We start from the raw sequence: 25,918 nt of genomic DNA, 5'->3' as shown, positions 1-25,918 counted from the left end.
TGACGCAATGCCGCGACCCGCGCTCTCCGATTACCAGCACCTGGCCAGCGGCAAAGTCCGCGAACTCTATCGGATCGATGATCACCATCTGCTGTTCGTCGCGACCGACCGGATCTCGGCGTTCGACTACGTCCTGGACAGTGAGATCCCGGATAAGGGTCGCATCCTGACCGCGATGAGCGTCTTCTTCTTCGACCTCGTCGAGGCCCCCAATCACCTGGCGGGGCCGCCCGACGACCCACGCATCCCCGATGAGGTGCTCGGTCGCGCGCTGGTCGTGCGCCAGCTGAAGATGATGCCGGTGGAGTGTGTGGCCCGCGGCTACCTGACCGGCTCGGGCCTGCTGGACTATCAGCGCAGCGGCGCCGTGTGCGGCATCCCGTTGCCACCCGGATTGATGGAAGCCAGCAAGTTCCTCAACCCGCTCTTCACTCCGGCGACCAAGGCCGAGATCGGCGAGCACGATGAGAACATCTCGTTCGCTCAGGTGATCGACCTGGTGGGCCCGGTCCGCGCCAGCCAGTTGCGCGACCGCACCCTGGCGACCTACGTGCAGGCGGCCGACCACGCGCTGACCAAGGGAATCATCATCGCCGACACCAAGTTCGAGTTCGGCGTCGATGAACACGACAACCTGGTGCTCGCCGACGAAGTCTTCACCCCCGACTCGTCGCGGTACTGGCCGGCCGACCACTACCGGGCCGGGGTCGTGCAGCAGAGCTTCGACAAGCAGTTCGTCCGCAACTGGCTGACCGGTCCGGAATCCGGTTGGGACCGGGCCGGAGATCAGCCACCCCCGGCGCTGCCGGACGACATCATCGCGGCGACCCGCGCCCGCTATATCGAGGCCTACGAACGTATTTCGGGTCTGTCCTTCCACGACTGGGTCGGCCCCGGAGCATGACCGACCTGTCGCAGGATCTGCCGAGCCCACCCTCGGCGAAGCGAGTAGAAACCACCCGCACCCACCACGGTGACGTCTTCGTCGACTCCTATGAGTGGCTGCGCGACAAGTCTGATCCCGCCGTGATCGCCCACCTGGAAGCCGAGAACGCCTACACCGAGGCCGCCACGGCACACCTAGAGCCCCTGCGGCAGGCCATTTTCGACGAGATCAAGGCCCGCACGAAGGAGACCGACCTGTCGGTTCCCGCCCGTCGCGGCGACTGGTGGTACTACGCGCGCACCTTCGAAGGAAAGCAGTACGGCGTCCACTGCCGCTGCCCGATCAGCGGCCCCGATGACTGGGATCCGCCGCAACTCGACGAGGCCACCGAGATCCCCGGCGAGCAGGTGCTGCTCGACCAGAATGCCGAGGCCGAAGGGCACGACTTCTTTGCGCTCGGCGCCGCCGGCGTCAGCCCGGACAGCCACCTCCTGGCCTACTCCGTCGACGTCATCGGCGACGAGCGGTACACCATGCGGTTCAAGGATCTTCGTACCGGCGAACTTCTTCCCGACGAGATCGCCGGAATCGGCGCCGGGGTGACCTGGGCGACCGACAACCAGACGGTCTACTACACGACTGTCGATCAAGCCTGGCGTCCGGATACCGTGTGGCGACACCGAATCGGTGCTCCGGCAGGATCCGCCGAACAGGTTTACCACGAGGCCGACGAACGCTTCTGGCTGTCGGTGGGACGTACCCGCAGCGACGCCTACGTGCTGATCGCAGCCGGCTCGTCGATAACCACCGAGGTGCGCTACGCCGACGCAGCCGACCCGCAGGCCGAGTTCACCGTAGTGCTTCCTCGCCGGGAAGGCGTCGAATACTCCGTCGAGCACGCCGTCATCGGTGGCCAGGACCAATTCCTCATGCTGCACAACGACGGTGCGGTCAACTTCACCTTGGTGCAGGCCCCGGTCTCCGATCCGGCCGCGCAGCAGACCTTGATCCCCGGACGCGACGACGTGCGACTCGACGCGGTGGACGCCTTCGCGCACCATCTGGTGATCGGGTACCGAGCCGAGGGTCTGCCTCGCATCCAACTGTGGCCGATCGGCGCCGACGGCGATCTCCAACCGCCGCAAGAGATCACCTTCGACACCGAGCTGACTTCGTCCGGTCTGGCCGCCAATCCGAACTGGGACGCTCCGAAACTGCGGGTAGGTGCGACGTCCTTCATCACCCCGGTACGGGTCTACGACATCGACCTTGCGACCGGTGGACGCACTCTGCTGCGCGAACAACCGGTGCTGGGCGAATACCGCAGCACCGACTACGTCGAATACCGCGACTGGGCCTACGCCCAGGACGGAACCCGAATCCCGGTGTCGATCGTGCACCGCGCCGGTATCGAACTTCCCGCTCCCACAATGCTTTACGGATACGGGGCCTACGAGGCGTGCGAGGACCCGCAGTTCTCGATCGCTCGGCTGTCGCTGCTGGACCGGGGCATGGTGTTCGCCGTAGCCCACGTTCGCGGCGGCGGTGAGATGGGCCGGCTGTGGTACGAGCACGGCAAGCTGCTGGAGAAGAAGAACAGCTTCACCGACTTCGTCGCCGTGGGAAGGCACCTGGTCGATGCGGGGACCTGTCAGCCCGGACGTCTGGTGGCGATGGGCGGCAGCGCCGGCGGGCTGTTGATGGGGGCGGTGACCAACCTGGCGCCGGACCTGTTCGCCGGGGTGGTGGCGCAGGTTCCCTTCGTCGACCCGCTGACCACCATCTTGGACCCGTCCCTGCCGCTGACCGTAATCGAATGGGACGAGTGGGGAAACCCGTTGGACGACAAAGACGTCTACTTCTACATGAAGTCCTACTCGCCGTACGAGAACATCGCCCGCCGCGACTATCCGCCAATCCTGGCGATGACCTCGCTGAATGACACCCGGGTGTACTACGTCGAGCCGGCGAAGTGGGTCGCGGAACTGCGGCACACCAAGACCGATGCCAACCCGGTGTTGCTGAAAACCGAGATGAACGCCGGCCACGGCGGTATCTCCGGGCGCTACGAACGCTGGAAAGAGATCGCGTTCTCCTACGCCTGGTCGTTGGCGGTTGTCGGCTGCGGGTAACGTCGCGGCCATGAGCCTCGCCGAAATCCCGCTGACCACCCTCGACGGACGTTCCACCTCGCTGGCCGATTACGCCGACCGCGCGGTGCTCGTGGTCAACGTCGCGTCCAAATGCGGACTCACCCCGCAGTACGGCGCGCTGGAGAAACTCGCGCAGGACTATGGCGACCGCGGCCTGACCGTGCTGGGCGTGCCCTGCAACCAGTTCATGGGTCAGGAACCCGGAACCGCTGAGGAGATCCAGACCTTCTGCTCGACCACCTATGGCGTGAGCTTTCCGCTGCTGGCCAAGACCGACGTCAACGGTGCCGACCGCCACCCGCTGTACGCCGAGCTGACCAAGACCGCCGACGCCGAGGGCGCCGCCGGTGACGTGCAGTGGAATTTCGAGAAGTTCCTGCTCGCCCCGGGCGCAACCGTGGTCAACCGCTTCCGGCCCACCACGGTGCCGGACGCACCCGAGGTGATCGCCGCCATCGAAGCCGTCCTTCCTGGCTGATGCATACCCGGTCGGAGCGCTTCCCCAGCGTGCGGGCAGCGGCGCTGGCCTACCGGTTCCGGGAGAGCCTGTTCGCCTTGCCGTTGGTGATCGTGTTCGGCGGGATGGCGCTCGCCGTCATCACCCGGGTGGCGGACCGCAACATCGGCCCGTCGCCGCGCTTCCTTCTGAAAATGGACAGTGGCGTGGCCACCACACTGCTGTCCACGATCGCCGGCGCGACGATCACCACTGCGGGAGTCATCTTCTCGCTGACCATCGTCAGCCTGCAGCTGGCGAGTTCGCAGCTGTCGCCACGAGTGATGCGCTGGTTCATCCGGGACCGGCTCAGCCAGGTGGTGATCGGATTGCTGGTCGCGACCTTCGTGTACTGCGTACTGAGCCTGCCTGATCTCGATGGGTCTTCACCGGTCCCCGCGCCGCCGCTGACGGTGACGGTCGCGGTCGTGCTGACGATCGCCACCGTCATCACGATCATCGCGCACGTCGATCACCTGGCCCACCGGCTGGAAGTCGGACAGGTGGTGCGTGAAATCGCGGCCGAGGGCTCGATGGTGATCGACGCTGTCGCGGCCGCCGCTGCTCACGAGCAACCCGCCCACGAGGCCGACATGGAGGTTCCCCCGGACGCGTTGCGCTTGACCTCGCCCGGCAACGGCTGGGTCAGCCAGGTCGAACCCCAACGGCTGCTGGCTGCCATCCCCGCCGGCACCACCATCCGGCTGGACACCCGGGTGGGCGCCTACATCCACCTGGGCCAGCCCCTGGTCACCATCTGGCCGGTGCCGGCCAATCCGGATCGGGTGCGGCAGAAGCTGCCCCGGGCCGTCGTGGTCAGTGACAGCCGCACCATGCAGGAAGACGTCGACTTCGCCTTCCGCCAGCTGGTCGATATCGGACTGCGGGCACTCAGCTCGGCGATCAACGACCCGACCACAGCGGTGGAGGCCACGTTGCGGGTGGGCAGCCTGTTGCGCCGGGTGCTGACGGTGCCGCCGCGACCGCGGGCAGTGGCCGGCCCGGACGGGCGAATACTGTTGCGGCCCTGGGATCTCGACCCCAAGGAGTACATCGGGCACGGTTTCGACCAACTTCGCCAAGTTGCGCCCAGTCAGCCCCTGGTGGCGGCGGCGATCCTGCGGGTGCTGCGAATGCTGGTCGCCCACGTCAAGGAGTACGGCCGGCCGGAGCACCTGCCCGCTCTGCGTGAACAGACCGACCTGCTTCTGGAATCGCTGGAGATGACTCCGGGTCTGCACCCGCGTGATCTGGCCCGGCTCAAGGCGATCGCCGCCGACACCACCGATCCGGCCGACCACAGCCGCCGGCGGGCGACTCCGTAAGCGCTATCTGACGTCTTCCTCGGCGTCACCGACTGGACACCTGTGCTGGTCACACTGGTGTTGTGACCGGACAACTGATCGTCTCCCTCTCCGGGATCGGGGCGCACACCCTCGCCGATGCCGAGGCCTTCTGCGCGCAACTGGATGCCCGCGACGTACCGGTATCGCTGCTGGTGGCACCGCGACTGGGTGCCGACTACCGGCTCGACCGCGATCCCGGCACCGTCGAGTGGCTGGCGCAGCGGCGCGCCGACGGCGCGGCGATCGTGCTGCACGGCTTCGACGAGGCCGCCACCAAGAAACGCCGCGGCGAGTTCGCCACGCTGCCCGCCCACGAGGCCAATCTGCGACTGCTCGGCGCCGACCGCGTACTGGAACACCTGGGACTGCGCACCCGGCTGTTCGCCGCGCCCGGCTGGACCGTGTCACCGGGCACGATCAAGGCGTTGCCGCGCAACGGTTTCCGGCTTCTGGCCGGTTTGCACGGGGTCACCGACCTGGTACTGGGCCACACCGTGCGGGCCCGGGTGGTCGGCGCCGGGGCCGGATTCCCCAGTGCGCCCTGGTGGTGCCGGATGGTGGTGGCCACCAGTGAGCGCATCGCGCGCCGCGACGGCGTGGTGCGGCTGTCGGTAGGGGCGCGGCAGCTGAGCAAGCCCGGCGTGGCCGAGGCCATGCTGGATGCGGTGGACACGGCGCTGGGCCATGATTGTCGGCCGGAGCCCTACCGCTGGCCACTCCCGCCGGTCGATGTGGCCTCGGAGTTGAGCGCCTGAGTCGTTACCCTGGGACGCCATGAGCGGTAAGGCGGACGCCGACGCGATCGTCGTCGGGGCGGGTCTGGCCGGCCTGGTGGCGGCCTGCGAGCTGGTCGACCGTGGTCAGCGTGTCTTGATCGTCGACCAGGAGAACAGCGCGAACCTGGGCGGACAGGCGTTCTGGTCCTTCGGCGGCCTGTTCTTCGTCGACAGCCCCGAGCAGCGCAGGCTGGGGGTCCGCGACAGCCACGAACTCGCGCTACAGGACTGGTTGGGCACCGCAGGCTTCGACCGGGAGTGCGACCATTGGCCGCGCCAGTGGGCGCATGCCTACGTGGACTTCGCCTCGGGTGAGAAACGCAGTTGGCTGCGGGCCCGCGGGCTGAAGCTCTTTCCGTTGGTGGGCTGGGCCGAGCGCGGCGGTTACGGCGCCATCGGGCACGGCAACTCGGTGCCCCGGTTCCACATCACCTGGGGAACCGGACCGGCGTTGGTGGAGATCTTCGCGAGCCGGCTGCGGGGCCGCTCGCGGGTCCGGTTCGCCTTCCGGCACCAGGTCGACGAGCTGATCGTCGAGGGCGGCCGGGTGACCGGGGTTCGCGGCAGTGTGCTGGAACCCTCGACTGCCGAACGCGGCGTGGCCTCGTCGCGGAACACGGTGGGACAGTTCGAATTGCGTGCTCCGGCGGTGCTAGTCACCAGCGGTGGTATCGGCGGCAACCTCGATCTGGTGCGACAGAACTGGCCGGAGCGGATGGGCCGGGTACCCGCGCAACTGTTGGCCGGGGTGCCCGCCCATGTCGACGGCCGGATGATCGGGATCACCGAGGCCGCCGGCGGCCGGGTGATCAATCGGGACCGGATGTGGCACTACACCGAGGGCATCACCAACCACGACCCGATCTGGCCCGGTCACGGCATCCGCATCATCCCCGGCCCGTCGCCGCTGTGGCTCGACGCCGCCGGCGTACGACTGCCCGGGCCGCTGTATCCCGGGTTCGACACCTTGGGCACGCTCGAACACATCGCGCGCTCCGGTCAGGACTACACCTGGTTCCTGCTCAACCGGCGGATCGTCGAGAAGGAATTCGCGCTGTCGGGCCAAGAGCAGAATCCCGACCTGACCAGCCGTAGCCTGCGACAGCTGGCCATGTCGCGAGCCCGGTCCGGACCGCCCCCGCCGGTGCAGGCGTTCATCGACCGCGGGGTGGATTTCGTGCACGCTTCGTCGCTTCGCGACCTGGTCGCCGCCATGAACGACCTGCCCGATGTGGTCCCGTTGGACTACGCGACGGTCGAGGCCGAGGTCACCGCACGCGACCGCGAAGTGGCGAACCGATTCAGCAAGGACGGCCAGATCACCGCGATCCACGGCGCCCGGGCCTACCTGGGTGACCGGATCGGCCGGGTAGTGGCTCCGCACCGGCTGACCGACCCGGCCGCCGGACCGCTGATCGCGGTGAAGCTGCACATACTGACCCGAAAGACGTTGGGCGGCTTGGAAACCGACCTGGACTCCCGGGTGCTGGGTGCGGACGGCAAGCCGATCGACGGCCTGTATGCGGCCGGTGAGGTGGCCGGTTTCGGGGGCGGCGGGGTGCACGGCTACCGAGCGCTGGAGGGCACCTTCCTGGGCGGGTGCATCTTCTCCGGGCGGGCTGCCGGCCGGGGCGCGGCCAGCGATATCGCCTAGAAGGTGACGGCGCTCTCCTCGGGAAGCACCTGGAAGTCGGCGCGTCCCATCTCGGCCAACCGGCCGTGATAGATCCCGCGCGCCTCGGTGGCGATGATGCCCTGGTGGATCGGCACCGCCGCCCGCGGCGCCACCGCGCGCAGGTAGTCGACGGCCTCGGAGATCTTCATCCACGGCGCCGCCGCCGGGGTGGCCAGCACGTCCACCGGTTCGCCCGGCACGAACAGCGCGTCGCCAGGATGCATCAACCGGGCCGGATGCTCGTCGTCGCCGATCAGGTAGGAGATGTTGTCGATCATCGGCAGCTCCGGATGGATCACCGCGTGCTGCCCGCCCACCCCGCGCACACGCAGCGGACCGACATCGAAGCCGTCCCCGACATGCACCGCCCGCCAGGGCGGGCCCAGCTGGGCGGCGGTCTGCGGGTCGGCGTAGAGCGCCGCACCCGGGTTGGCGTCGATCAGGGCCGGCAGCCGCGCCACGTCGGCGTGGTCAGGGTGCTGATGAGTGACCAGGATGGCCGCCAGCCCGGTGATGCCCTCGAAGCCGTGCGAGAAGTTGCCGGGGTCGAACAGCACCGTGGTCCCGCCGAAATCGGCGAGCAGGCAGGAATGGCCGAAGTGGGTCAGTTGCATACCTAAAGATTGTGCTCTCCGGTGCCGCCGACGGGCATCGGTATTGTTGACCCGACCGATTCCCCCGTCGACAGTAGGGAGCACCCGTGGCCCGGGTGGTTGTGCACGTGATGCCCAAAGCCGAGATCCTTGACCCGCAGGGACAGGCGATCGTGGGAGCGCTTTCTAGGCTCGGACACACCGGAGTGTCGGATGTGCGGCAGGGCAAGCGCTTCGAGCTCGAGGTCGACGATTCGATCGACGACGCCGCATTGGCCGAGATCGCCGAATCGCTGCTGGCCAACACGGTGATCGAGGACTTCACCGTCAGCCGGGAGACCTCGTGAGCGCCCGGATCGGCGTCATCACCTTCCCGGGCACCCTCGACGACGTCGACGCCGCCCGCGCGGTCCGGTTCGTCGGTGCCGAGCCCGTCAGCCTCTGGCACGCCGACGCCGACCTCAAGGGTGTCGACGCCGTGGTGGTGCCCGGCGGCTTCTCTTACGGTGACTACCTGCGCTGCGGTGCCATCGCCCGGTTCGCCCCGGTGATGGGCGAGGTCATCAGGGCCGCCGGCCAGGGCATGCCGGTGCTCGGCATCTGCAACGGCTTCCAGGTGCTGTGCGAAGCCGGGCTGCTGCCCGGAGCGCTGACCCGCAACGTCGGCCTGCACTTCGTCTGCCGCGACGTCTGGCTGCGGGTAGCGTCCACCTCGACGGCCTGGACCTCCCGGTTCGACGCCGACGCCGACCTGCTGGTGCCGCTGAAGTCCGGTGAGGGCCGCTACGTGGCCTCCGAGGCGGTGCTCGACGAGCTCGAGGGCGAAGGCCGGGTGGTGTTCCGCTACCTCGACAACATCAACGGCTCGCTGCGCGATATCGCCGGTGTCAGCTCGGCCAACGGCCGGGTGGTCGGGCTGATGCCGCACCCCGAGCACGCCATCGAGGCCCTGACCGGGCCCAGCGATGACGGCCTGGGGTTGTTCTACTCCGCGCTGGACGCCGTGCTCTCAGTCTGAGGACGTCGCGGTCCCAGTATTTTAGAGATAACTGAAAATCTCCTGACGAGGAACAACGATCGTTGTTAACGTTCGTTTGTCGTTGAAGTCCTCGGGGGAGGAGCCATTCACATGGCCTGTCACAAGCGCGATGTGTTCACCGGTGCTCGACTCGTGCGTCGTCGTCGTGTGCTGGGCGCCGGCACCGCGATCGGGGCCTTCCTGGCGTTCGGCTTGAGTCCTCTCGTCGGTGCGCCGGCGGCGAATGCCGACGGGTTCGACCTTGACTGGTTGTCGGACCTGTTCACGCCGGTCGCCGCGTCGACGGGGCAGGACCTGGACCTTAGCGACTGGCTGAACCCGGCGTCGTGGGATGTGGCCGGTGTCGGCGATCCGTTGGCGGCCCTGCCTGCCGATGCAGACCCGCTGACGATCTCCGGCCTCATCGATGACTGGTTCTACCAGCCGATACACACGATGATGCAGGACTGGATCAACAGCCCTACCGGCATCCTGGTCGACACATTTATCAACTCGCTGGGCATGGGTTACGTGATCGGCAACGGCGCGGACAGCCTCCTGCCCGGCGTCGACGGCGGCAACGGCGGCTGGTTGTTCGGTGACGGCGGCGACGGTTACAACAGCCTGATCTCGGGGGTCGACGGCACCAACGGCGGTGACGCCGGAATGTTCGGTAACGGCGGTGCCGGCGGTCACGGCGGAGACAGCATCTTGACCGGGATCGACGGCGGCGACGGCGGCGACGGCGGTGCGGGTGGCACCTGGATGGGCATCGGTGGTGCCGGGGGTGCCGGCGGCGCCGGCTACGACAACATCGTGCTCGGACAGGACGGCACCAACGCCGGGGACGGCGGCAACGGCGGCGACGGGCTGGGCTGGATTTTCGCCAACGGCGGCGTCGGCGGTGCCGGCGGCGAAGGCGGTCGCGGCTTCAACGGACTTGCGGTCCTGGGCGAGAACGGCACCAACGCCGGCAACGGCGGCAACGGCGGTGTCGGCGGTTCCAGCAAGAACTGGATCGGCGACGCCGGCCGCGGTGGCGCCGGTGGCGCGGGCGGCCCCGGAGGCAACGGCGGCTCGGGTGTGCTGGGCGGCGGCGCCCTCGGCGGTGGCGGTGACGGCGGCAACGGCGGCGTCGGTGGAACCGGCGGCAAGGGCGGCGCCGCGATTCTCGGCGCGATGGGCGCCGGCGGCGTGGGCGGCAACGCCGGTGACGGTGGCGTCGGCGGCGACGGCTCCAACGGCAGTTCTTCGCTGATACCCAACGGAGGCACGGGCGGTGCGGGCGGTAACGCCGGCGGTGTCGGCGCCGGCGGCCTCAACGGCGCCGGCGGCAGCCAGGCCGCCGCCGGTGCGGTCGGTACCGGTGGGCACGGCGGTACGGGTGGCGACGGCTTCAACACCCTCACCGCGATCGGCACTGCGGGCAATGGTGGGGCCGGCGGTGCCGGTGGCACCGGCGGCGTTGACGGCAACGGTGGCGCGGGCGGGGCCGGTGGTCACGGCGGCAACGGCGCGAACGGACTTGCGGCCCTGGGTGAGAACGGCCCCAGGGGCGGCAACGGCGGTGCCGGTGGTGTCGGCGGGGCCGGTGGCACCAATGCCGGAAACGGCGGTGCCGGTGGTGTCGGCGGCGATGCCGGTTCCGGTGGTTCCGGTGGTTCGGGTGTGCTCGGTGGCGGTGCGCTGGGCGGTGGCGGCGATGGCGGTGCGGGCGGCACCGGTGGTATCGGCGGAAACGGTGGCGCGGCGGCGCACGGCACGGTGGGTGCGGGCGGCACGGGTGGTGCGGCCGGTTCCGGCGGCGACGGCGGTAGTGGCTCCAACGGCAGTTCGTCGTTGATCGCCGATGGTGGCGCGGGTGGCGCCGGAGGCAACGCCGGTACCGCGGGTGTCGGCGGCTTCGACGGCAACGGGGCCAACCAGGCGGCCAGTGGTTCCGCGACCGCGCACGGCGGCAACGGCGGTAAGGGTGGCGACGGCTTCAACACCATCACCGCGATCGGCACTGCGGGCAATGGTGGTGCCGGCGGTGCGGGCGGCACGGGCGGCACTGACGGCAACGGTGGCAACGGCGGCGCCGGTGGTGCCGGCGGCAATGGTGCGAATGGTCTTGCGGCCCTGGGTGAGAATGGCCCCAATGGCGGCAACGGTGGTGCTGGGGGTGTCGGCGGTGCCGGAGGCGTCAACGTCGGTAACGGCGGCAAGGGTGGTGTGGGCGGTGCTGCCGGCAATGGTGGTTCGGGCGGTTCGGGTGTTCTGGGCGGCGGCGCGGTGGGTGGCGGTGGCGACGGCGGGCACGGCGGCACCGGAGGTACGGGCGGCAACGGTGGTGCGGCTGCGCACGGCACGGTCGGGGCCGGTGGCAACGGCGGCGCGGCGGGCACGGGCGGTGACGGCGGCAACGGTTCCAACGGCATCAGTTCAATCCAGGCCGACGGCGGCAAGGGCGGTGCGGGAGGCAATGCGGGCACGGCCGGTGCCGGCGGCTTCGACGGTGCGGGCGGCAACCAGGCCACTGCCGGGACGGGCGGCACCGGCGGCGTCGGCGGCAAGGGCGGAGACGGTTTCGACTCCATCACCATCCTGGACACCGCCGGCAGGGGCGGTGACGGCGGCGCCGGTGGATCGGGCGGTGTGACCGGCAACGGCGGCGCGGGAGGTGCTGGTGGCACGGGCGGCGACGGTGGCGACGGCACGATCGGGCCGTACCTCGGTGCCACCGGTTTGAACGGCACCAGCGCCGGTGCCGGGGGCGGTGGTGGAATCGGTGGCGCCGGCGGTACCTCCTCGGGTAACGGCGGGGCCGGCGGCACCGGCGGTGCCGGCGGTACCGGTGGGTCAGGCGGAGTCGGCGGCCTGCCGGCTTTCGGCTCCAACAACGCGGCCGGCATCAGCGGCGGTGGCGGGTTCGGCGGGGCCGCGGGCGCCGGCGGCTCGGGCGGCGCCGGTGGTGCCGGCGGTACCGCGGCTCACGGCCTCGACGGTGCCGGCGGCAACGGTGGCACCGGCGGCGATGGCGGCACAGGCGGGGCAGGACAAACCGGCGCGAACGGCAGCCCGTTCATCAACGACAACGCCGGCTCCACGGGTGGCGTCGGTGGCGCAGGCGGCGCGGCAGGCGCGGGCGGCAGTGGTGGATCCTCCGGGAACAACGTCGGCGGTGCCGGCGGTGACGGTGGCGTCGGCGGGACCGGTGGCCACGGCGGCGCCGGCGGCAAGGGGTACAACGACAACGTGACCCAATGGGGCAACGGTGGTGACGGAGGTGCCGGTGGCGTCGGCGGCCAGAGCGGCAACGGTGGTGCGGGCGGCACCGGCGCGACGACGGGGCCGGGCGGTGACGGCCCCACCGGCGGTGCCGGGGGCGCCGGTGGTTCCGGTGGCGCCAGCGGCGGCCACGGCACTCACGACGGCTCGGGTGCGGTCGGCGGCGCCGGTGGCGGTGGCGGCGCCGGTGGGTCCGGAAGCCCGACCGGCAGTACAGGCGGCACCGGGCCGACCGGCACCCCGGGCTAGCAGGTCAGCGCGACCGCGGCCTCGGCGGTGTAGCACAGGAACGTGCATGTCTCCTGCAGGTAGAGCTGCACTTCCTCGGCATCATGGGACAGGTAGCCGATCGACACGTCGGTGCCCAGCCGCAGATCGAAATCGCCGCCCCGAGTGGTCAGCACAAACGCGCCGTCGATCGCCGGTGCCCAGATGATGTCGCCGGTGACCAGCCGGCGCAGGTGCTCCAGGATCGGGTAGCCGTGATCGGAGGTCTCGGCGACCTTGGTGTAGGTGTCAGCGGACAACAGCACCGAGTACGGGCCGTCCACCCCGGCCAGTCGCAGCGCTGAAAGCGCCTGGCTGATCACGTCGGGGATGCCGCGCGGGTCCTCCGGCAGCGTCAGCTCCGGGTTCGAGCTCGCGCTGCGGATGCCCTCCACCGCGGCGCCCGGGTAGCCCCCGAAGATGATGCGGTCCTCGGCGAACGCCAGCTTCTTGGCCGCGGCCTTCACCGGGTCCCAGTCGGGATCTTGCGAGCCCCGCTCGACATCGTCGATCTCGTCACGCGACAGGGTGAACGGAACCCGCAGGCGCACCAGCGGTTTGCTGTCGCGCAGATGCGCCTCAACACCGTCGCCGGGGGCGCTGATGCCGGTCAGCCGACCGGTGCCCACCGCGGCCGCTGTCGGGCCGGCCGGCTCGCTGACATCGACCACCCGGCGCCCGGCGATGTGGCGCTTGAACGTGCGGGTCGCCTCCTGCTCGATGTCGGCCCAGGCCGCTTCGGTGACCGGGGCCAGATCGCGATACAGGTTGTTCATTGCGAGGTTCCTTTCAGGCTGCCGATGTTCAGTGAGCCGTGAACGCCGGTGGTCTCGACGGGCTCGGAGGTACTGGGTGCCGGTGCTCCCGGGAGTGGCGGCGGATCGTCGAGGAAGTCGGCGGTGGGGGTGAAGAACATCCCGCCGGTGACCGCGGTGGAGAAATCCAGGATGCGGTCGGTGTTGCCCGGCGGGTCGCCCAAGAACATGTTGCGCAGCATCTGCTCGGTGACTTGAGGCGTCCGCGCGTAGGCGATGTAGTACGTGCCGGACTCGCCGGAGCCCACCGAGCCGAACGGCATGTTGTGGCGCACGATGTCCAGCTCGTTGCCGTCTTCGTCGGTGATGACATTGAGCGCGATATGCGAGTTGGCCGGTTTCACCGCGTCGTCGAACTCGATGTCGTCGGCCTTGGTGCGGCCGATCACCCGCTCCTGTTCGGTGACCGGCAGCGCCTCCCAGGCGGCCATGTCGTGCAGGTACTTCTGGATGTGCACATAGGAGCCGCCCGCGAAGTCGGGGTCCTCGTCACCGATCGCGGTGGCCGCCACCGCGTCGTCGTCGACCGGGTTCTCGGTGCCGTCGACGAAACCGAGCAGGTCGCGATTGTCGAAGAACCGGAAGCCGTGCACCTCGTCGACCACGGTGATCGCACCGGCCATCGACTTGACGATCCGTCCCGCCAGCTCGAAGCAGACATCCAAGGTCTCGCCCTTGACGTGAAACAGCAGATCCCCGGGGGTGGCCGGGGCGGTGTGGCGGGGACCGGTCAACTCGACGAACGGATGCAGCTCGGCCGGCCGGGGTCCGGCGAACAGCCGATCCCACGCCTCCGAGCCGATCGAGGTCACCACCGACAGCCGCTTGGTCGGGTCGCGAAAGCCGATCGCCCGGGCGAAACCCGCCAAGTCCGGCAACGCGTCGTGCACGGGCTGCTCGCCGCCCTCGTCGATGGTGGCCACCAGGAAAATGGCCGCACAGGTCAGGGGAGCGGTGACGGGCTGAACGGACGGCACGCTATCGACCCTAACGCCCCCATCGGCGTCTGGATGCGAAAGACTTGACCCCATGGCGGCCACCGCAACCGGATTATGCGAGTTCATCGACGTCTCACCGTCGCCGTTTCACGCCTGCGCAACCGTGGCCGAACGGCTGCGAGCAGCCGGCTACACCGAGGTCGCCGAGACCGACCGATGGCCACAGGCGCCGGGGCGGTACTTCGCCGTCCGAGCGGGTTCGCTGATCGCGTGGGACGGCGGTGCCACGACTCCGGCCACCCCGTTCCGGATCATCGGCGCGCACACCGACAGCCCGAACCTGCGGGTCAAGCAACATCCCGCCCGTGAGGTCGCCGGCTGGCAGCTGGTGCCCCTGGCGCCCTACGGCGGTGCCTGGCTGAACTCCTGGCTGGACCGCGACCTGGGAATCAGCGGGCGGCTGTCGGTGCGCAGCGGCTCCGAGAGCTCGGGGATCAGCCACCACCTGGTCCGCATCGACGAGCCGATCCTGCGGGTGCCGCAACTGGCCATCCACCTGGCCGAGGACCGCGCAGCGGTCAAGCTGGACCCGCAACGCCACGTCAACGCGGTCTGGGGAACTGGGCGATCCCCGGACTTCCTGCGCTATGTCGCCGAACGCGCCGGCGTGGAACCCCGCGACGTGCTCGGTTTCGACCTGATGACCCACGACCTGGCGCCGTCGGCGGTGACCGGGCTGGGCCACGACTTAGTCAGCGCGCCGCGGCTGGACAACCAGGCCAGCTGCTACGCCGGCCTGGAAGCCCTGATCGCCGCCACGCCGGGCCGCCACCTGCCGGTGCTGGTGCTGTTCGACCACGAGGAGGTCGGGTCGACGTCGGATCACGGTGCCCAGTCCGATCTGCTGCGAGGCGTCCTGGAGCGGATCACGCTGGCCGCCGGCGGCGACCGCGAGGACTTCCTGCGGCGGCTGACCGCCTCCACGCTGGCCTCGGCGGACATGGCGCACGCCACCCACCCGAACTACCCGGACCGTCACGAACCGGGCCATCAGATCGCGGTCAACGCCGGCCCGGTGCTCAAAGTGCAGCCCAACCTGCGCTACGCCACCGACGGACGCACCGCCGCCACCTTCGCGTTGGCCTGCGATCAGGCAGGTGTGGCACTGCAGCGCTACGAGCACCGGGCCGACCTGCCGTGCGGATCGACCATCGGCCCGATGACCGCCGCACGCACCGGTATCCCCACCGTCGACGTGGGCGCTCCACAGCTGGCCATGCATTCGGCGCGGGAACTGATGGGCGCGCGCGATGTGACCTCCTACGCGGCGGCTCTGACGGCATTCCTGGCGCCGAACTGAGCCCAAATCGGTGCCATAGACTGTGCCCGTGACGCCCCCGACCACGCTGGACACCGTCGAACACGCCGCCGCAACGCCCGAGCACCCGCAACCGTTCGCCGAGTTGGGTCTCAAGGACGACGAGTACCAGCGCATCCGTGACATCCTGGGCCGCCGCCCCACCGACGCCGAGTTGGCCATGTACTCGGTGATGTGGAGCGAGCACTGCTCCTACAAGTCCTCCAAGGTGCACCTGCGCTACTTCGGTGAGACCACCACCGATGAGATGCGCAAGGCCATGCTGGCCGGCATCGGCGAGAACGCCGGCGTCGTCGACATCGGCGACGGCTGGGCGGTCACCTTCAAGGTGGAGTCGCACAACCACCCGTCCTACGTCGAGCCCTACCAGGGTGCGGCCACCGGCGTGGGGGGCATCGTGCGCGACATCATGGCGATGGGCGCGCGCCCGGTCGCGGTGATGGACCAACTGCGTTTCGGCGCCGCCGACGCCCCGGACACCCGCCGGGTGCTCGACGGGGTGGTGCGCGGCATCGGCGGCTACGGCAACTCGCTGGGCCTGCCCAACATCGGCGGCGAAACCATCTTCGACCCCTGCTACGCAGGCAACCCGTTGGTCAATGCGCTGTGTGTCGGGGTGCTGAAGAAAGAGGACCTGCACCTGGCGTTCGCCTCCGGCGCCGGCAACAAGATCATCCTGTTCGGGGCGCGCACCGGCCTGGACGGCATCGGTGGGGTGTCGGTGCTGGCATCGGACACCTTCGGCGGGGATGAGAGCGGTGCCGGCCGCAAGAAGCTGCCGTCGGTTCAGGTCGGTGACCCGTTCACCGAGAAGGTGCTCATCGAGTGCTGCCTGGAGCTCTACGCCGCCAAGCTGGTGGTCGGCATCCAGGACCTCGGCGGTGCCGGACTGTCTTGTGCCACTTCCGAGTTGGCGTCCGCCGGCGACGGCGGCATGGCGATTCAGCTGGACAAGGTGCCGCTGCGCGCGGCGAACATGAGCCCGGCCGAGGTGCTGTCCAGCGAGTCGCAGGAACGCATGTGCGCCGTGGTCGCCCCGGAGAACGTGGACGCCTTCATGGCGGTCTGCGCCAAGTGGGACGTGCTCGCCACCGTGATCGGTGAGGTGACCGACGGCGACCGGCTGCAGATCACCTGGCACGGTGAGACCGTCGTCGACGTGCCGCCGCGCACCGTGGCCCACGAAGGCCCGATCTATCAGCGCCCGGTCGCGCGCCCCGACACCCAGGATGCGCTCAACGCCGACCGCTCGGACAAGCTGCCGCGGCCGGCCACCGGGGAGGAGCTGCGCGCGACTCTGCTTGCGCTGCTGGGCAGCCCGCACCTGTGCAGCCGGGCGTTCATCACCGAACAGTACGACCGTTACGTGCGCGGCAACACCGTGCTGGCCGAGCACGCCGACGGGGGGATGCTGCGCATCGACGAGGCGTCCGGACGCGGGATCACGATCTCCACCGACGCCTCCGGTCGCTACACCAAGCTCGACCCCTACACCGGGGCCCAGCTGGCGCTGGCGGAGGCGTACCGCAATGTGGCCGTCACCGGCGCCACGCCGATCGCCGTCACCAACTGCCTGAACTTCGGTTCTCCGGAAGATCCCGGGGTGATGTGGCAGTTCGCCGAGGCCGTTCGCGGTCTTGCCGATGGCTGTGCGGCACTGGGGATTCCGGTGACCGGCGGCAATGTGAGTTTCTACAACCAGACCGGCGCCACCCCGATCCACCCCACCCCGGTCGTGGGGGTGCTCGGGGTGATCGACGACGTGAGCCGCCGTATTCCCACGGCGTTCGGCGTCGAGCCGGGTGAGACGCTGATCCTGCTCGGCGACACCCGCGACGAGTTCGACGGGTCCATCTGGGCGCAGGTGACCGGCGATCACCTGGGCGGACTGCCGCCGAAGGTCGACCTGGAACGCGAGCAGCTGCTCGCCGAGGTGCTGAACGCGGCATCGCGCGACGGCCTGATCTCGGCTGCCCACGACTTGAGCGAAGGCGGGCTGATCCAGGCCGTGGTCGAGTCGGCGATCGCCGGTGAGACCGGTTGCCGCATCTTGCTTCCCGAAGATGCCGACCCGTTCGTCTTCCTGTTCTCCGAGTCCGCGGGCAGGGTGCTGGTGGCGGTGCCGCGCACCGAGGAGAGCCGGTTGCGGTCGATGTGCGAGGCGCGCGGCCTGCCTGCCACCCGCGTCGGCGTGGTGGACCAGGCCTCGCAGGAGATCGAGGTCCAGGGCCAGTTCAGTGTGTCGCTGGCCGAACTGCGCAGCACCTCCGAAGCGGTGCTGCCGGGACTGTTCGGATAAAGCCTCAGCGGTATGGGAACGGCCGAGGCACCGGCGAGACACCCGCTGCTGGTGTGGGCGTGGAGCCTGCTGCGGCTCAAGTTCGTCGGGGTGGCCTTCGGTGCGCTGTTCTTCTGCTTGTCGCTGACCCCGTCGCTGCTGCCGCGCGACTGGGTGTTTCAGGGACTGATCGGCGGCATCAACGCGGCCTTCGGCTACGGGCTGGGAGTGTTGATCGGCGCCACGGTGGATCGGTTCGTCCTGCGCGGTGCCGGCTGGTGGCCGCCGCCGCGCCGGGTCCTGCTAGCGCTGAAGGCGGCGGTGGTGGTGGCGGCCCCGGCCGCGTGCGTTCTGATGCTGGTCCCGGCCGCGGGCTGGCAGCGCCAGGTCTCCGAGCTGCTGGGCATCGAAGGCCCGGCGACACTGGGCTACCTGCGCACCCTCGGTGTGGCGATCGGGGTCGCCGCGGCGCTGGTTGCCACGGTGCGGGTGTTGATCGACGCCAGTCGGCTGCTGGCACGGGCGCTGATCCGGCGGTGGCACCTGCACAACGAAGTGGCCATGTTCATCGGCAGCGCGATCGTCGTCGTCGTGCTGACCATGTTGATCAACGGCGTGCTGATCCGCGGTTTCTTCGCCGGTGCCAGCGCGGTGTTCCAGCCCGAGGACAGCGCCACCGTTCCGGGGACGATCCAGCCGCTGCAACCGGAGCGGTCCGGCAGCCCGGATTCGCTGGCCTCCTGGGCCACCCTGGGCAGCCAAGGCCGCAGCTTCGTCGCCGGGGGAGTGCACGCCGCCGAGCTCACCCGGATCAACGGACGGCCCGCCCGCGAACCCATCCGGGTGTATGCCGGGCTGCACAGCGCCGCCGACGACCAGGCGCGCATGCAGCTGCTGCTCGACGAGCTGGATCGCACCCATGCCTTCGACCGGCGGGTGCTGGTGGTGGTACCCACCACCGGAACCGGGTGGATCAACCCGGCGGCGGCCGATGCGCTGGAGATGCTCTACAACGGCGACACCGCGATCGTCGGCGTGCAGTACTCCTACCTGCCGAGTTGGATTTCGTTCCTGGCCGATCAGCGCAAGTCGATGGACTCCGGACGCCTGCTGGTGCGCACCATCGCCGAGCGCTGGCGAAGCCTGCCCGTCGCGCATCGGCCCAAACTGATGCTCTACGGGGAGAGCCTGGGGTCCATGGCCGGGCAGGCCGCGTTCGACTGGCTGCCCGACATCACCGACATGGGCTACGAGGCCGTGCTGTGGGTGGGGCCGCCGCAGGCCAGCCCACTGTGGCATGCGCTGCTGGTGCGGCGCGACCCCGGCAGTAGCGCCGTGTTGCCGCGCTACGACAACGGCCGCACGGTGCGGTTCTCGCAGGGCACGGTCCCGGCCGAGATCGCCCGGATCGCTGCGCCGCCGTGGGAGGGCACCCGGGTGCTGTTCTTGCAGCATGCCTCCGACCCGGTGGTGTGGTGGTCGCCGGATCTGCTGTTCGCGCGGCCGGACTGGCTGACCGAGCCGCCCGGCCCGGACCGCACCGCCTCGATGCGCTGGTATCCGGTGGTGACGTTCTGGCAGGTCACCGCGGACCTGTTCCACGGTGAGCAGATGCCCGCCGGGCACGGGCACAATTACGCGGACACGATCCTGGATGGTTGGGTGGCGGTGCTGCCGCCCGACGGCTGGACGCCGTCCGACACCGAGCGGGTCAGGGACGCGTTGCGGCACTGATGCGGCATGCTTCACCTATGCAGCGCTACACCCGTGACGGCCTGGTCTTCGACGTTCGTGACGCTGGGCCGCCCGACGGGCCCGTTGTGGTGCTGCTGCACGGCTTCCCGCAGCGGAACGACAGCTGGACCGCCGTCATCGACCGCCTCACCGCCGCCGGCTACCGGTGCCTGGCGCCCAACCAGCGCGGCTATTCACCCGGTGCCCGGCCGCCGCGGCGCCGCGACTATCGCATGTCCGAACTCGTCGCCGACATCGGCGCGCTGATCGACGCCAGTGGCGCGCAACGCGTGCACCTGGTGGGACACGACTGGGGTGCGGCGGTGGCGTGGGGAGTGGCGGCCGAACTGCCCGAGCGGCTCGCCACGGTGTCGCCGGTGTCGGTACCGCACCCCGCCGCGTTCCTGAAGTCGTTTGTCACCAGCCGTCAGGGTCTGGCGTCGTGGTACATGGGGTTCTTCCAGTTGCCGTGGCTGCCGGAGTGGTTGCTGACGCGCGGGAAAGGCGCCGTGGCCGCTAAGGCTCTGCGGCGAAGCGGGCAGAGTTCGGCCGCGGCCGAACGGGATGCGCAGGCCTTGATGGAGCCGGGCGCGCTGACCGGCGGGCTCAACTGGTACCGCGGCCTGCCGCTGTCGAATCTGCGCGACAGCAACCAGCAGATCTCGGTGCCGACGATGTATGTCTGGAGCGACGACGACATCGCGCTCAAGCCCAAGGCGGCGCGCAACACCGCCCGATACGTCACCGGGGATTACCGGTTCGAGGTCATGGCGGGCGTCTCCCACTGGATTCCCGACACCGAGCCGGACCGGCTCGCCGACCTGCTGCTGGAGTGGTTCACCGCGCACCCGACGGACTGACATGGCAGCTGCCCGCTCACGTCCGCGCGTTGACCCGGCCACGACCCGCGCCGCTGTGCTGGCGCTCGCCGCGTGGTTGCGTGATGAGACCGTGCCCGCCCCCGACCGGGCCGAGCTGGCGGCCGCGGTCCGCCTGACCGCGCGCACCCTCGCCGAGCTGGCCCCCGGTGCCAGCGTCGAGGTGCGGATCCCGCCGTTCGTCGCGGTGCAGTGCATTTCCGGACCGCGGCACACCCGCGGCACCCCGCCCAACGTGGTCGAGACCGATCCCCGCAGCTGGCTGCTGCTGGCCGCCGGGCTGCTGGAGACCAGCGCGGCGACCGCGGCCGGAAAGCTGCGGCTGTCGGGTGCACGAGCAGCCGAGATCGCCGATTGGTTGCCGTTGGTGAAACTTGACGCATGTTGACCGTAGACTGAACGTCGTCACTGTGGCCCGTCCCCCTGGAGCAGCTGAAACGTGCCGGACCAGCAGGTAGTAGACCTTGAGAATGCACCCCGTGAAGAGTGCGGCGTCTTCGGAGTTTGGGCTCCCGGCGAAGAAGTAGCCAAGCTCACTTATTACGGCCTGTATGCGCTGCAACACCGTGGCCAGGAGGCCGCCGGCATCGCAGTCGGCGACGGCTCGCAGGTGCTGGTCTTCAAAGACCTGGGCTTGGTCAGCCAGGTGTTCGAAGAGCAGACGCTGTTGGCCATGCCCGGGCACGTGGCGGTCGGGCACTGCCGCTACTCCACCACCGGCGACACCACCTGGGAGAACGCCCAGCCGGTGTTCCGCAACACCGCCGCCGGCACCGGGGTGGCGCTGGGGCACAACGGCAACCTGGTCAACACCGCCGAACTGGCCGGCCGGGCCCGCGAACTGGGCCTGATCGACACCCGCCGTCCCGGCGTGGCCACCACCGACTCCGACATCCTGGGTGCGCTGCTGGCGCACGGCGCCGCCGACACCTCCCTGGAGCAGGCGGCGCTGGAACTGCTGCCGACGGCGCGCGGTGCGTTCTGCCTGACCTTCATGGACGAGAACACCCTGTACGCGGCCCGCGACCCGTGGGGCGTGCGGCCGCTGTCGCTGGGCCGGCTCGACCGCGGCTGGGTGGTGGCCTCGGAGACCGCGGCGCTCGACATCGTGGGCGCTTCCTTCGTCCGCGACATCGAGCCCGGCGAGCTGCTGGCGATCGACGCCGACGGGGTGCGCTCCACCCGGTTCGCCAACCCCACCCCGAAAGGGTGCGTCTTCGAGTACGTCTACCTCGCCCGGCCCGATAGCACCATCGGCGGCCGGTCGGTGCACGCCACCCGGGTGGAGATCGGCCGGCGGCTGGCCCGTGAGCACGCGGTGGAGGCCGATCTGGTCATCGGCGTGCCGGAGTCCGGCATCCCCGCAGCGGTGGGCTACGCCCAGGAGTCCGGTATCGATTACGGACAGGGCCTGACCAAGAATGCCTACGTCGGGCGGACCTTCATCCAGCCGTCGCAGACCATCCGTCAGCTCGGTATCCGGCTCAAGCTCAACCCGTTGCGGGAGATCATCCGCGGCAAGCGGCTGATCGTCGTCGATGACTCGATCGTGCGGGGCAACACCCAGCGCGCCCTGGTGCGGATGCTGCGCGAGGCCGGCGCTGTCGAGGTGCACGTGCGGATCGCCTCCCCGCCGGTGAAGTGGCCGTGTTTCTACGGCATCGACTTCGCCTCGCCGGCCGAGCTGATCGCCAACGCCGTCGAGGACCAGACCGAGATGGTCGAAGCGGTGCGACGCGCCATTGGCGCCGACAGCCTCGGCTACGTCAGCCAGGAAGACATGGTCGCGGCCACCGAGCAGCCCAAATCGCGGCTGTGCTGTGCCTGTTTCGACGGCAGCTACCCGATCGAGCTGCCCGATGACAGTGCTTTGGGCAAGAACGTCGTCGAGCAGATGCTGAGCAACACCGCGCGCAAAGCCGAGAGCGACAACGACGCCGCGCTGAGCCAGGCCTAACCCGAAGTCAGTCCTTCAGGAAACTCCTGAAGCTGGCTTTCCGCCTCAGTATCAACTACTTGACACTTAACGTGCCGCTCGATAGCGTCGGCGCCAACAAGACTCGTGACCCGGCGTGAGGACAGGAGTGGTTGTGGCGCGTTTTCCCAAGCCGCCCGAAGGTAGTTGGACCCAGCACTACCCCGAGCTCGGTACCGAACCGGTGTCGTACCGCGATTCCATCAGTCCCGACGTCTATGAGAAGGAACGCGCGGCGATCTTCCGGCGTGCCTGGCTGAATGTCGGTCGGGTAGAGCAGGTTCCGCGGAAGGGCAGCTATTTCACCCGGGAACTCAAGGTGGTCAACACCTCGATCATCCTGGTGCGAACCGGATCTGGCGAGATCAAGGCGTATCACAACGTCTGCCGGCACCGAGGCAACAAGCTGGTGTGGGACACCATGCCGTTGGAGGAGACGAGCGGGAACTGCCGCCAGTTCACCTGCAAGTACCACGCTTGGCGCTACGACTTGGATGGCAATCTGGCCTTCGTTCAGCAGGAGGAAGAGTTCTTCGACCTCGACAAGAGTCGCTACGGCTTGGTCGCCGTGCACTGTGACGTCTGGGAGGGATTCATCTTCGTCAACTTCGCCGCCACTCCGGAGCAATCGCTGCGCGACTTCCTCGGGCCCATGGTTACGGCGTTGGAGGGCTACCCATTCGGGCAGATGACATCCCGATGGCAATACCGCTCGTCGGTCAACTCCAACTGGAAGCTGTTCCTCGACGCGTTCCAGGAGTTCTATCACGCGCCGGTACTGCACGGGAACCAGACGCCGACGGCCTTTCGGGTGGCGGCCGAACAGGCCGGTTTCGAGGCGCCGCACTATCAGATCGAGGGCCCGCACCGGCTGGTGAGCACCTCAGGTGTCAGGGCCTGGGAGATGTCGTCCGAAATGCGCAAGCCGATCGAGGACATCTGCCAGAGCGGGCTTTTCGGCCCGTGGGACCCGCCGGATGTCGGCCCGATGCCCGACGGCCTCAATCCCGCGAAATGCGATCCGTGGGGCTTGGACTCATTCCAGATCTTCCCCAACTTCACGATCCTGTTCTGGGGCCAGGGCTGGTATCTGACCTACCACTACTGGCCGACGGGGCACGACTCGCACATTTTCGAAGGCACGCTGTACTTTCCCCAGCCGCGGACTCCCCGCGAGCGGGTCGCCCAAGAACTCGCCGCGGTGTCGTTTAAGGAGTACGGGCTGCAGGACGCCAGCACCTTGGAGGCCACCCACACGATGATCGGCACCGGGGTGGTGGATCGCTTCCTGCTCAACGACCAAGAGGTATTGATCCGGCACTTTCACGCCGAGACCGCCGCGTGGATCGCCGAACACGAGCGCACCACGGCCAAGGTTTAAGGGATCGTGACCGTCATGCTGCCAAAGGAATTCGCCGACCTCGAACCGTTCAGCCAATGGTGCCTGCCATCTGAGCCGGAGCGCTACGCCAAACGCCTGAGCAGTTCCATGTCAGACATGCAGGCGTTCTATGACGCCATCACGGCGCGCGCCGAAGAGGCGCTGGCCTACTGCGACAAGTTCAGCCTCGACGATATGCCCGAGGATGTACTGAACCTGATGCACCTGCTGTATTCCATGATCACGGTGGCCTTCCCGGCCGAAGCCTGGAAACAACCGCGCGTTCCGGACTCGGGTGCGGCGGTCATCGAGTGCATCGCCGAGCCGTTCCCGTGAGCCGACCGGTACGTGAGATCTGTGTGTTGCACGCGGATCGGTGGCTCGACGTCGACGCCGGTGTGGTGCACTCACCCGCCGTCGTGGTGGTCGAGGACGGTCGGATCACCGCGATCAATCCCGCTGCGCCCGTTCCGGTTTCGACTGAAGTCATCGACCTCGGCGACGTCACGTTGTTGCCCGGGCTGATGGACATGGAGCTCAACCTGCTCATCGGGGGGCCGGGCAGTCCGGAGGGGCTTCCCACCCCGCTGCACGGCGTGCAGGACGATCCCGCCTACCGCACATTGCGTGCCGCGGTCAACGCACGAACCACACTGGAAGCCGGCTTCACCACCGTCCGCAACCTGGGGCTGATGGTCAAGACCGGCGGTTACCTACTCGACGTCGCGCTGCAGCGCGCGATCGATCAGGGCTGGCACGTGGGTCCGCGGATCTACCCCGCCGGCCATGCGGTCACGCCCTATGGCGGCCACCTGGATCCGACGGTCTTCCAAAGGCTCGCCCCCGGTGTGATGCCCCTGTCGGTCGCCGAGGGCATCGCCAATGGCGTGCCGGACGTGATCGCCTGCGTGCGCTACCAGATCCGCCACGGCGCCAAGCTGATCAAGGTGTCGGCCTCCGGCGGGGTGATGTCGCACAGCACCGCTCCGGGCGCCCAGCAGTACTCCGACGCCGAACTGGCCGCAATCGCCGACGAGGCGCATCGGGCCGGGGTGCGGGTCGCCGCGCATGCCATCGGCGACACCGCGATTCGGGCATGCATCCGGGCCGGCATCGACTGCATCGAGCACGGTTTCCTGGCGACCGACGAGACCCTGGCGATGATGGTGGATCACGGCACCTTCCTGGTCTCCACCACCTATTTGACGGACGCCTTGGCCGTCGACCGGATCGCTCCGGAGCTGCGCAAGAAGGCGGCCGAGGTGTTTCCGCGGGCCAAAGCCATGTTGCCGCGGGCGATCGAGGCCGGTGTGCGCATCGCGTGCGGTACCGATGCGCCGGCAATCCCGCATGGCCAGAACGCCAAAGAGTTGTGCGCACTCGTGGAACGCGGTATGACACCGGTGCAGGCGCTGCGGGCGGCCACCGTGGTCAGTGCCGATCTCATCGACGCCGCCCACGAACTGGGCAGACTGGCCCCGGGCTACTGCGCCGATATCATCGCCGTACCGGGTGACCCGACCCGGGACATCGGCACCACCGGAGACGTGCGATTTGTCATGAAGGATGGCCGAGTCTGCAAGCGCAGTTGATAGGGAAGCAGGACATGGATCTCACCAACAACATCCTGTGGCTGCTCAAGCAGGCCTTCTACTACTCGCTGACGACCGTGAATGAGGCGATCAGCGACCACGGGGTGAGCACCGCCCAGATCGGTCTGTTACGGCAACTCGCCGGAGAACCGGGATTGTCCGGCGCGGAACTGGCACGTCGCCTGCTCATCACTCCGCAAGGGGTGCAACTGGCGCTCAGTGCGCTCGAACGCCGTGGATTGGTGGAGCGCAAGCAGGATCCCCACCACGGCCGAATCCTGCGGGCCTACCTGACCGACGAAGGCCGTGCGGTCACCTCGGCGGTCGTCACCGACGCGATCGCAGCCCATGATCAGGTGTTCGGTGTGCTGAGCGCCGATGAGCAGGAGACGCTGCGCGCGCTGCTGGGCCGGGTCGTCGAGCAGGGCACCGGCCACACCCTGTTCGCCGACCATGTGGAGCCCTGAGG

The 25,918-nt window shown here is 69.0% G+C and carries 22 protein-coding genes; 19 read left to right on the top strand and 3 right to left on the bottom strand.

Annotation, left to right across the window (positions count from 1 at the left end):
- Positions 1-7 precede the first annotated feature (7 nt).
- The 6 genes from N416_RS0109675 (at position 8) to N416_RS0109650 (ending at position 7,311) form a co-directional block, all read left to right on the top strand.
- Positions 8-904, top strand: coding sequence for a phosphoribosylaminoimidazolesuccinocarboxamide synthase (locus N416_RS0109675; protein ID WP_024441905.1), 897 nt, complete (start codon positions 8-10; stop codon positions 902-904).
- On the top strand, positions 901-3,018 hold the full coding sequence (locus N416_RS0109670) for a S9 family peptidase (RefSeq protein WP_024441904.1): 2,118 nt from the start codon (positions 901-903) through the stop codon (positions 3,016-3,018). The genes N416_RS0109675 and N416_RS0109670 overlap by 4 nt, the downstream gene beginning before the upstream one ends.
- 10 nt (positions 3,019-3,028) lie before the next feature.
- On the top strand, positions 3,029-3,517 hold the full coding sequence (locus N416_RS0109665; RefSeq protein WP_024441903.1) for a glutathione peroxidase: 489 nt from the start codon (positions 3,029-3,031) through the stop codon (positions 3,515-3,517).
- Positions 3,517-4,860: a DUF2254 domain-containing protein gene (locus N416_RS0109660; RefSeq protein WP_024441902.1), complete on the top strand. Its 1,344-nt coding sequence runs from the start codon at positions 3,517-3,519 to the stop codon at positions 4,858-4,860. Before N416_RS0109665 ends, N416_RS0109660 begins: the two co-directional genes overlap by 1 nt.
- Positions 4,861-4,922: 62 nt before the next feature.
- Entirely contained in the window at positions 4,923-5,636 is a 714-nt protein-coding gene (locus tag N416_RS0109655; RefSeq protein ID WP_024441901.1) for a DUF2334 domain-containing protein, read from the top strand.
- Between the two features lie 19 nt (positions 5,637-5,655).
- A complete protein-coding gene (locus N416_RS0109650) occupies positions 5,656-7,311 on the top strand; it encodes an FAD-binding dehydrogenase (RefSeq protein ID WP_024441900.1) in 1,656 nt (551 codons plus the stop codon).
- On the opposite strand, the gene N416_RS0109645 is transcribed toward N416_RS0109650, so the two are convergent.
- The gene (locus tag N416_RS0109645; RefSeq protein ID WP_024441899.1) at positions 7,308-7,946 is read right to left on the bottom strand and encodes an MBL fold metallo-hydrolase; all 639 of its coding nucleotides are present in this window, start codon (positions 7,944-7,946) and stop codon (positions 7,308-7,310) included. The genes N416_RS0109650 and N416_RS0109645 overlap by 4 nt on opposite strands.
- An 86-nt stretch (positions 7,947-8,032) precedes the next feature.
- Here N416_RS0109645 and purS point away from each other — a divergent pair, with 86 nt between their 5' ends.
- From purS to N416_RS23210, 3 genes are all read left to right on the top strand, one after another.
- Positions 8,033-8,272: a phosphoribosylformylglycinamidine synthase subunit PurS gene (gene purS, locus N416_RS0109640; protein WP_024441898.1), complete on the top strand. Its 240-nt coding sequence runs from the start codon at positions 8,033-8,035 to the stop codon at positions 8,270-8,272.
- On the top strand, positions 8,269-8,943 hold the full coding sequence (purQ, locus tag N416_RS0109635) for a phosphoribosylformylglycinamidine synthase subunit PurQ (RefSeq protein WP_024441897.1): 675 nt from the start codon (positions 8,269-8,271) through the stop codon (positions 8,941-8,943). The genes purS and purQ overlap by 4 nt, the downstream gene beginning before the upstream one ends.
- 111 nt (positions 8,944-9,054) lie before the next feature.
- Positions 9,055-12,462 (top strand): PGRS repeat-containing protein, encoded by a 3,408-nt coding sequence (locus N416_RS23210; protein ID WP_024441896.1) that lies wholly within the window; start codon positions 9,055-9,057, stop codon positions 12,460-12,462.
- On the opposite strand, the gene N416_RS0109625 is transcribed toward N416_RS23210, so the two are convergent.
- Positions 12,459-13,256 (bottom strand): family 1 encapsulin nanocompartment shell protein, encoded by a 798-nt coding sequence (locus tag N416_RS0109625; RefSeq protein ID WP_024441895.1) that lies wholly within the window; start codon positions 13,254-13,256, stop codon positions 12,459-12,461. The genes N416_RS23210 and N416_RS0109625 overlap by 4 nt on opposite strands.
- Positions 13,253-14,326, bottom strand: a complete 1,074-nt coding sequence (locus N416_RS0109620) for a Dyp-type peroxidase (protein ID WP_196805121.1) — start codon at positions 14,324-14,326, stop codon at positions 13,253-13,255. The genes N416_RS0109625 and N416_RS0109620 overlap by 4 nt, the downstream gene beginning before the upstream one ends.
- On the opposite strand from N416_RS0109620, the gene N416_RS0109615 reads away from it, so the two are divergent.
- The 10 genes from N416_RS0109615 (at position 14,325) to N416_RS0109570 (ending at position 25,916) form a co-directional block, all read left to right on the top strand.
- The gene (locus N416_RS0109615) at positions 14,325-15,593 is read left to right on the top strand and encodes a M18 family aminopeptidase (protein ID WP_024441893.1); all 1,269 of its coding nucleotides are present in this window, start codon (positions 14,325-14,327) and stop codon (positions 15,591-15,593) included. The genes N416_RS0109620 and N416_RS0109615 overlap by 2 nt on opposite strands.
- Positions 15,594-15,639: 46 nt before the next feature.
- Positions 15,640-17,910, top strand: a complete 2,271-nt coding sequence (gene purL / locus N416_RS0109610; protein ID WP_192830947.1) for a phosphoribosylformylglycinamidine synthase subunit PurL — start codon at positions 15,640-15,642, stop codon at positions 17,908-17,910.
- A gap of 12 nt (positions 17,911-17,922) precedes the next feature.
- Complete coding sequence (locus N416_RS0109605; RefSeq protein ID WP_024441891.1) at positions 17,923-19,623, top strand: alpha/beta-hydrolase family protein; 1,701 nt, start codon at positions 17,923-17,925, stop codon at positions 19,621-19,623.
- Positions 19,624-19,640: 17 nt separating this feature from the next.
- Positions 19,641-20,483, top strand: coding sequence for an alpha/beta fold hydrolase (locus tag N416_RS0109600; protein WP_024441890.1), 843 nt, complete (start codon positions 19,641-19,643; stop codon positions 20,481-20,483).
- A 1-nt stretch (position 20,484) separates the two neighbouring features.
- Positions 20,485-20,889 (top strand): sterol carrier family protein, encoded by a 405-nt coding sequence (locus tag N416_RS0109595; RefSeq protein WP_024441889.1) that lies wholly within the window; start codon positions 20,485-20,487, stop codon positions 20,887-20,889.
- 51 nt (positions 20,890-20,940) lie between these two features.
- Positions 20,941-22,458 (top strand): amidophosphoribosyltransferase, encoded by a 1,518-nt coding sequence (gene purF, locus N416_RS0109590; protein WP_024441888.1) that lies wholly within the window; start codon positions 20,941-20,943, stop codon positions 22,456-22,458.
- Between the two features lie 133 nt (positions 22,459-22,591).
- A complete protein-coding gene (locus N416_RS0109585) occupies positions 22,592-23,857 on the top strand; it encodes an SRPBCC family protein (RefSeq protein WP_024441887.1) in 1,266 nt (421 codons plus the stop codon).
- Positions 23,858-23,872: 15 nt separating this feature from the next.
- The gene (locus N416_RS0109580) at positions 23,873-24,193 is read left to right on the top strand and encodes a hypothetical protein (RefSeq protein WP_155943347.1); all 321 of its coding nucleotides are present in this window, start codon (positions 23,873-23,875) and stop codon (positions 24,191-24,193) included.
- A complete protein-coding gene (locus tag N416_RS0109575; protein ID WP_231384102.1) occupies positions 24,190-25,449 on the top strand; it encodes an amidohydrolase family protein in 1,260 nt (419 codons plus the stop codon). The genes N416_RS0109580 and N416_RS0109575 overlap by 4 nt, the downstream gene beginning before the upstream one ends.
- 14 nt (positions 25,450-25,463) lie before the next feature.
- Positions 25,464-25,916, top strand: coding sequence for a MarR family winged helix-turn-helix transcriptional regulator (locus N416_RS0109570; RefSeq protein ID WP_024441884.1), 453 nt, complete (start codon positions 25,464-25,466; stop codon positions 25,914-25,916).
- The last annotated feature ends 2 nt before the right edge of the window (positions 25,917-25,918 follow it).

It is taken from the genome of Mycobacterium sp. UM_WGJ (assembly GCF_000455125.1).
GTDB lineage: Bacteria > Actinomycetota > Actinomycetes > Mycobacteriales > Mycobacteriaceae > Mycobacterium.
Note: the sequence above shows the minus strand (reverse complement) of the source record. Positions and strands in the feature narration are given on the sequence as shown.

Coding starts and splice junctions, on each gene's coding strand:
- N416_RS0109650 (WP_024441900.1), top strand. CDS start 5,656: ATGAGCGGTAAGGCGGACGCCGACGCGATCGTCGTCGGGGCGGGTCTG.
- N416_RS0109570 (WP_024441884.1), top strand. CDS start 25,464: ATGGATCTCACCAACAACATCCTGTGGCTGCTCAAGCAGGCCTTCTAC.
- N416_RS0109600 (WP_024441890.1), top strand. CDS start 19,641: ATGCAGCGCTACACCCGTGACGGCCTGGTCTTCGACGTTCGTGACGCT.
- N416_RS0109645 (WP_024441899.1), bottom strand. CDS start 7,946: ATGCAACTGACCCACTTCGGCCATTCCTGCCTGCTCGCCGATTTCGGC.
- N416_RS23210 (WP_024441896.1), top strand. CDS start 9,055: ATGGCCTGTCACAAGCGCGATGTGTTCACCGGTGCTCGACTCGTGCGT.
- N416_RS0109615 (WP_024441893.1), top strand. CDS start 14,325: ATGGCGGCCACCGCAACCGGATTATGCGAGTTCATCGACGTCTCACCG.
- N416_RS0109605 (WP_024441891.1), top strand. CDS start 17,923: ATGGGAACGGCCGAGGCACCGGCGAGACACCCGCTGCTGGTGTGGGCG.
- N416_RS0109595 (WP_024441889.1), top strand. CDS start 20,485: ATGGCAGCTGCCCGCTCACGTCCGCGCGTTGACCCGGCCACGACCCGC.
- N416_RS0109675 (WP_024441905.1), top strand. CDS start 8: ATGCCGCGACCCGCGCTCTCCGATTACCAGCACCTGGCCAGCGGCAAA.
- N416_RS0109580 (WP_155943347.1), top strand. CDS start 23,873: ATGCTGCCAAAGGAATTCGCCGACCTCGAACCGTTCAGCCAATGGTGC.
- N416_RS0109670 (WP_024441904.1), top strand. CDS start 901: ATGACCGACCTGTCGCAGGATCTGCCGAGCCCACCCTCGGCGAAGCGA.
- N416_RS0109665 (WP_024441903.1), top strand. CDS start 3,029: ATGAGCCTCGCCGAAATCCCGCTGACCACCCTCGACGGACGTTCCACC.
- N416_RS0109660 (WP_024441902.1), top strand. CDS start 3,517: ATGCATACCCGGTCGGAGCGCTTCCCCAGCGTGCGGGCAGCGGCGCTG.
- N416_RS0109620 (WP_196805121.1), bottom strand. CDS start 14,326: ATGGGGTCAAGTCTTTCGCATCCAGACGCCGATGGGGGCGTTAGGGTC.
- N416_RS0109625 (WP_024441895.1), bottom strand. CDS start 13,256: ATGAACAACCTGTATCGCGATCTGGCCCCGGTCACCGAAGCGGCCTGG.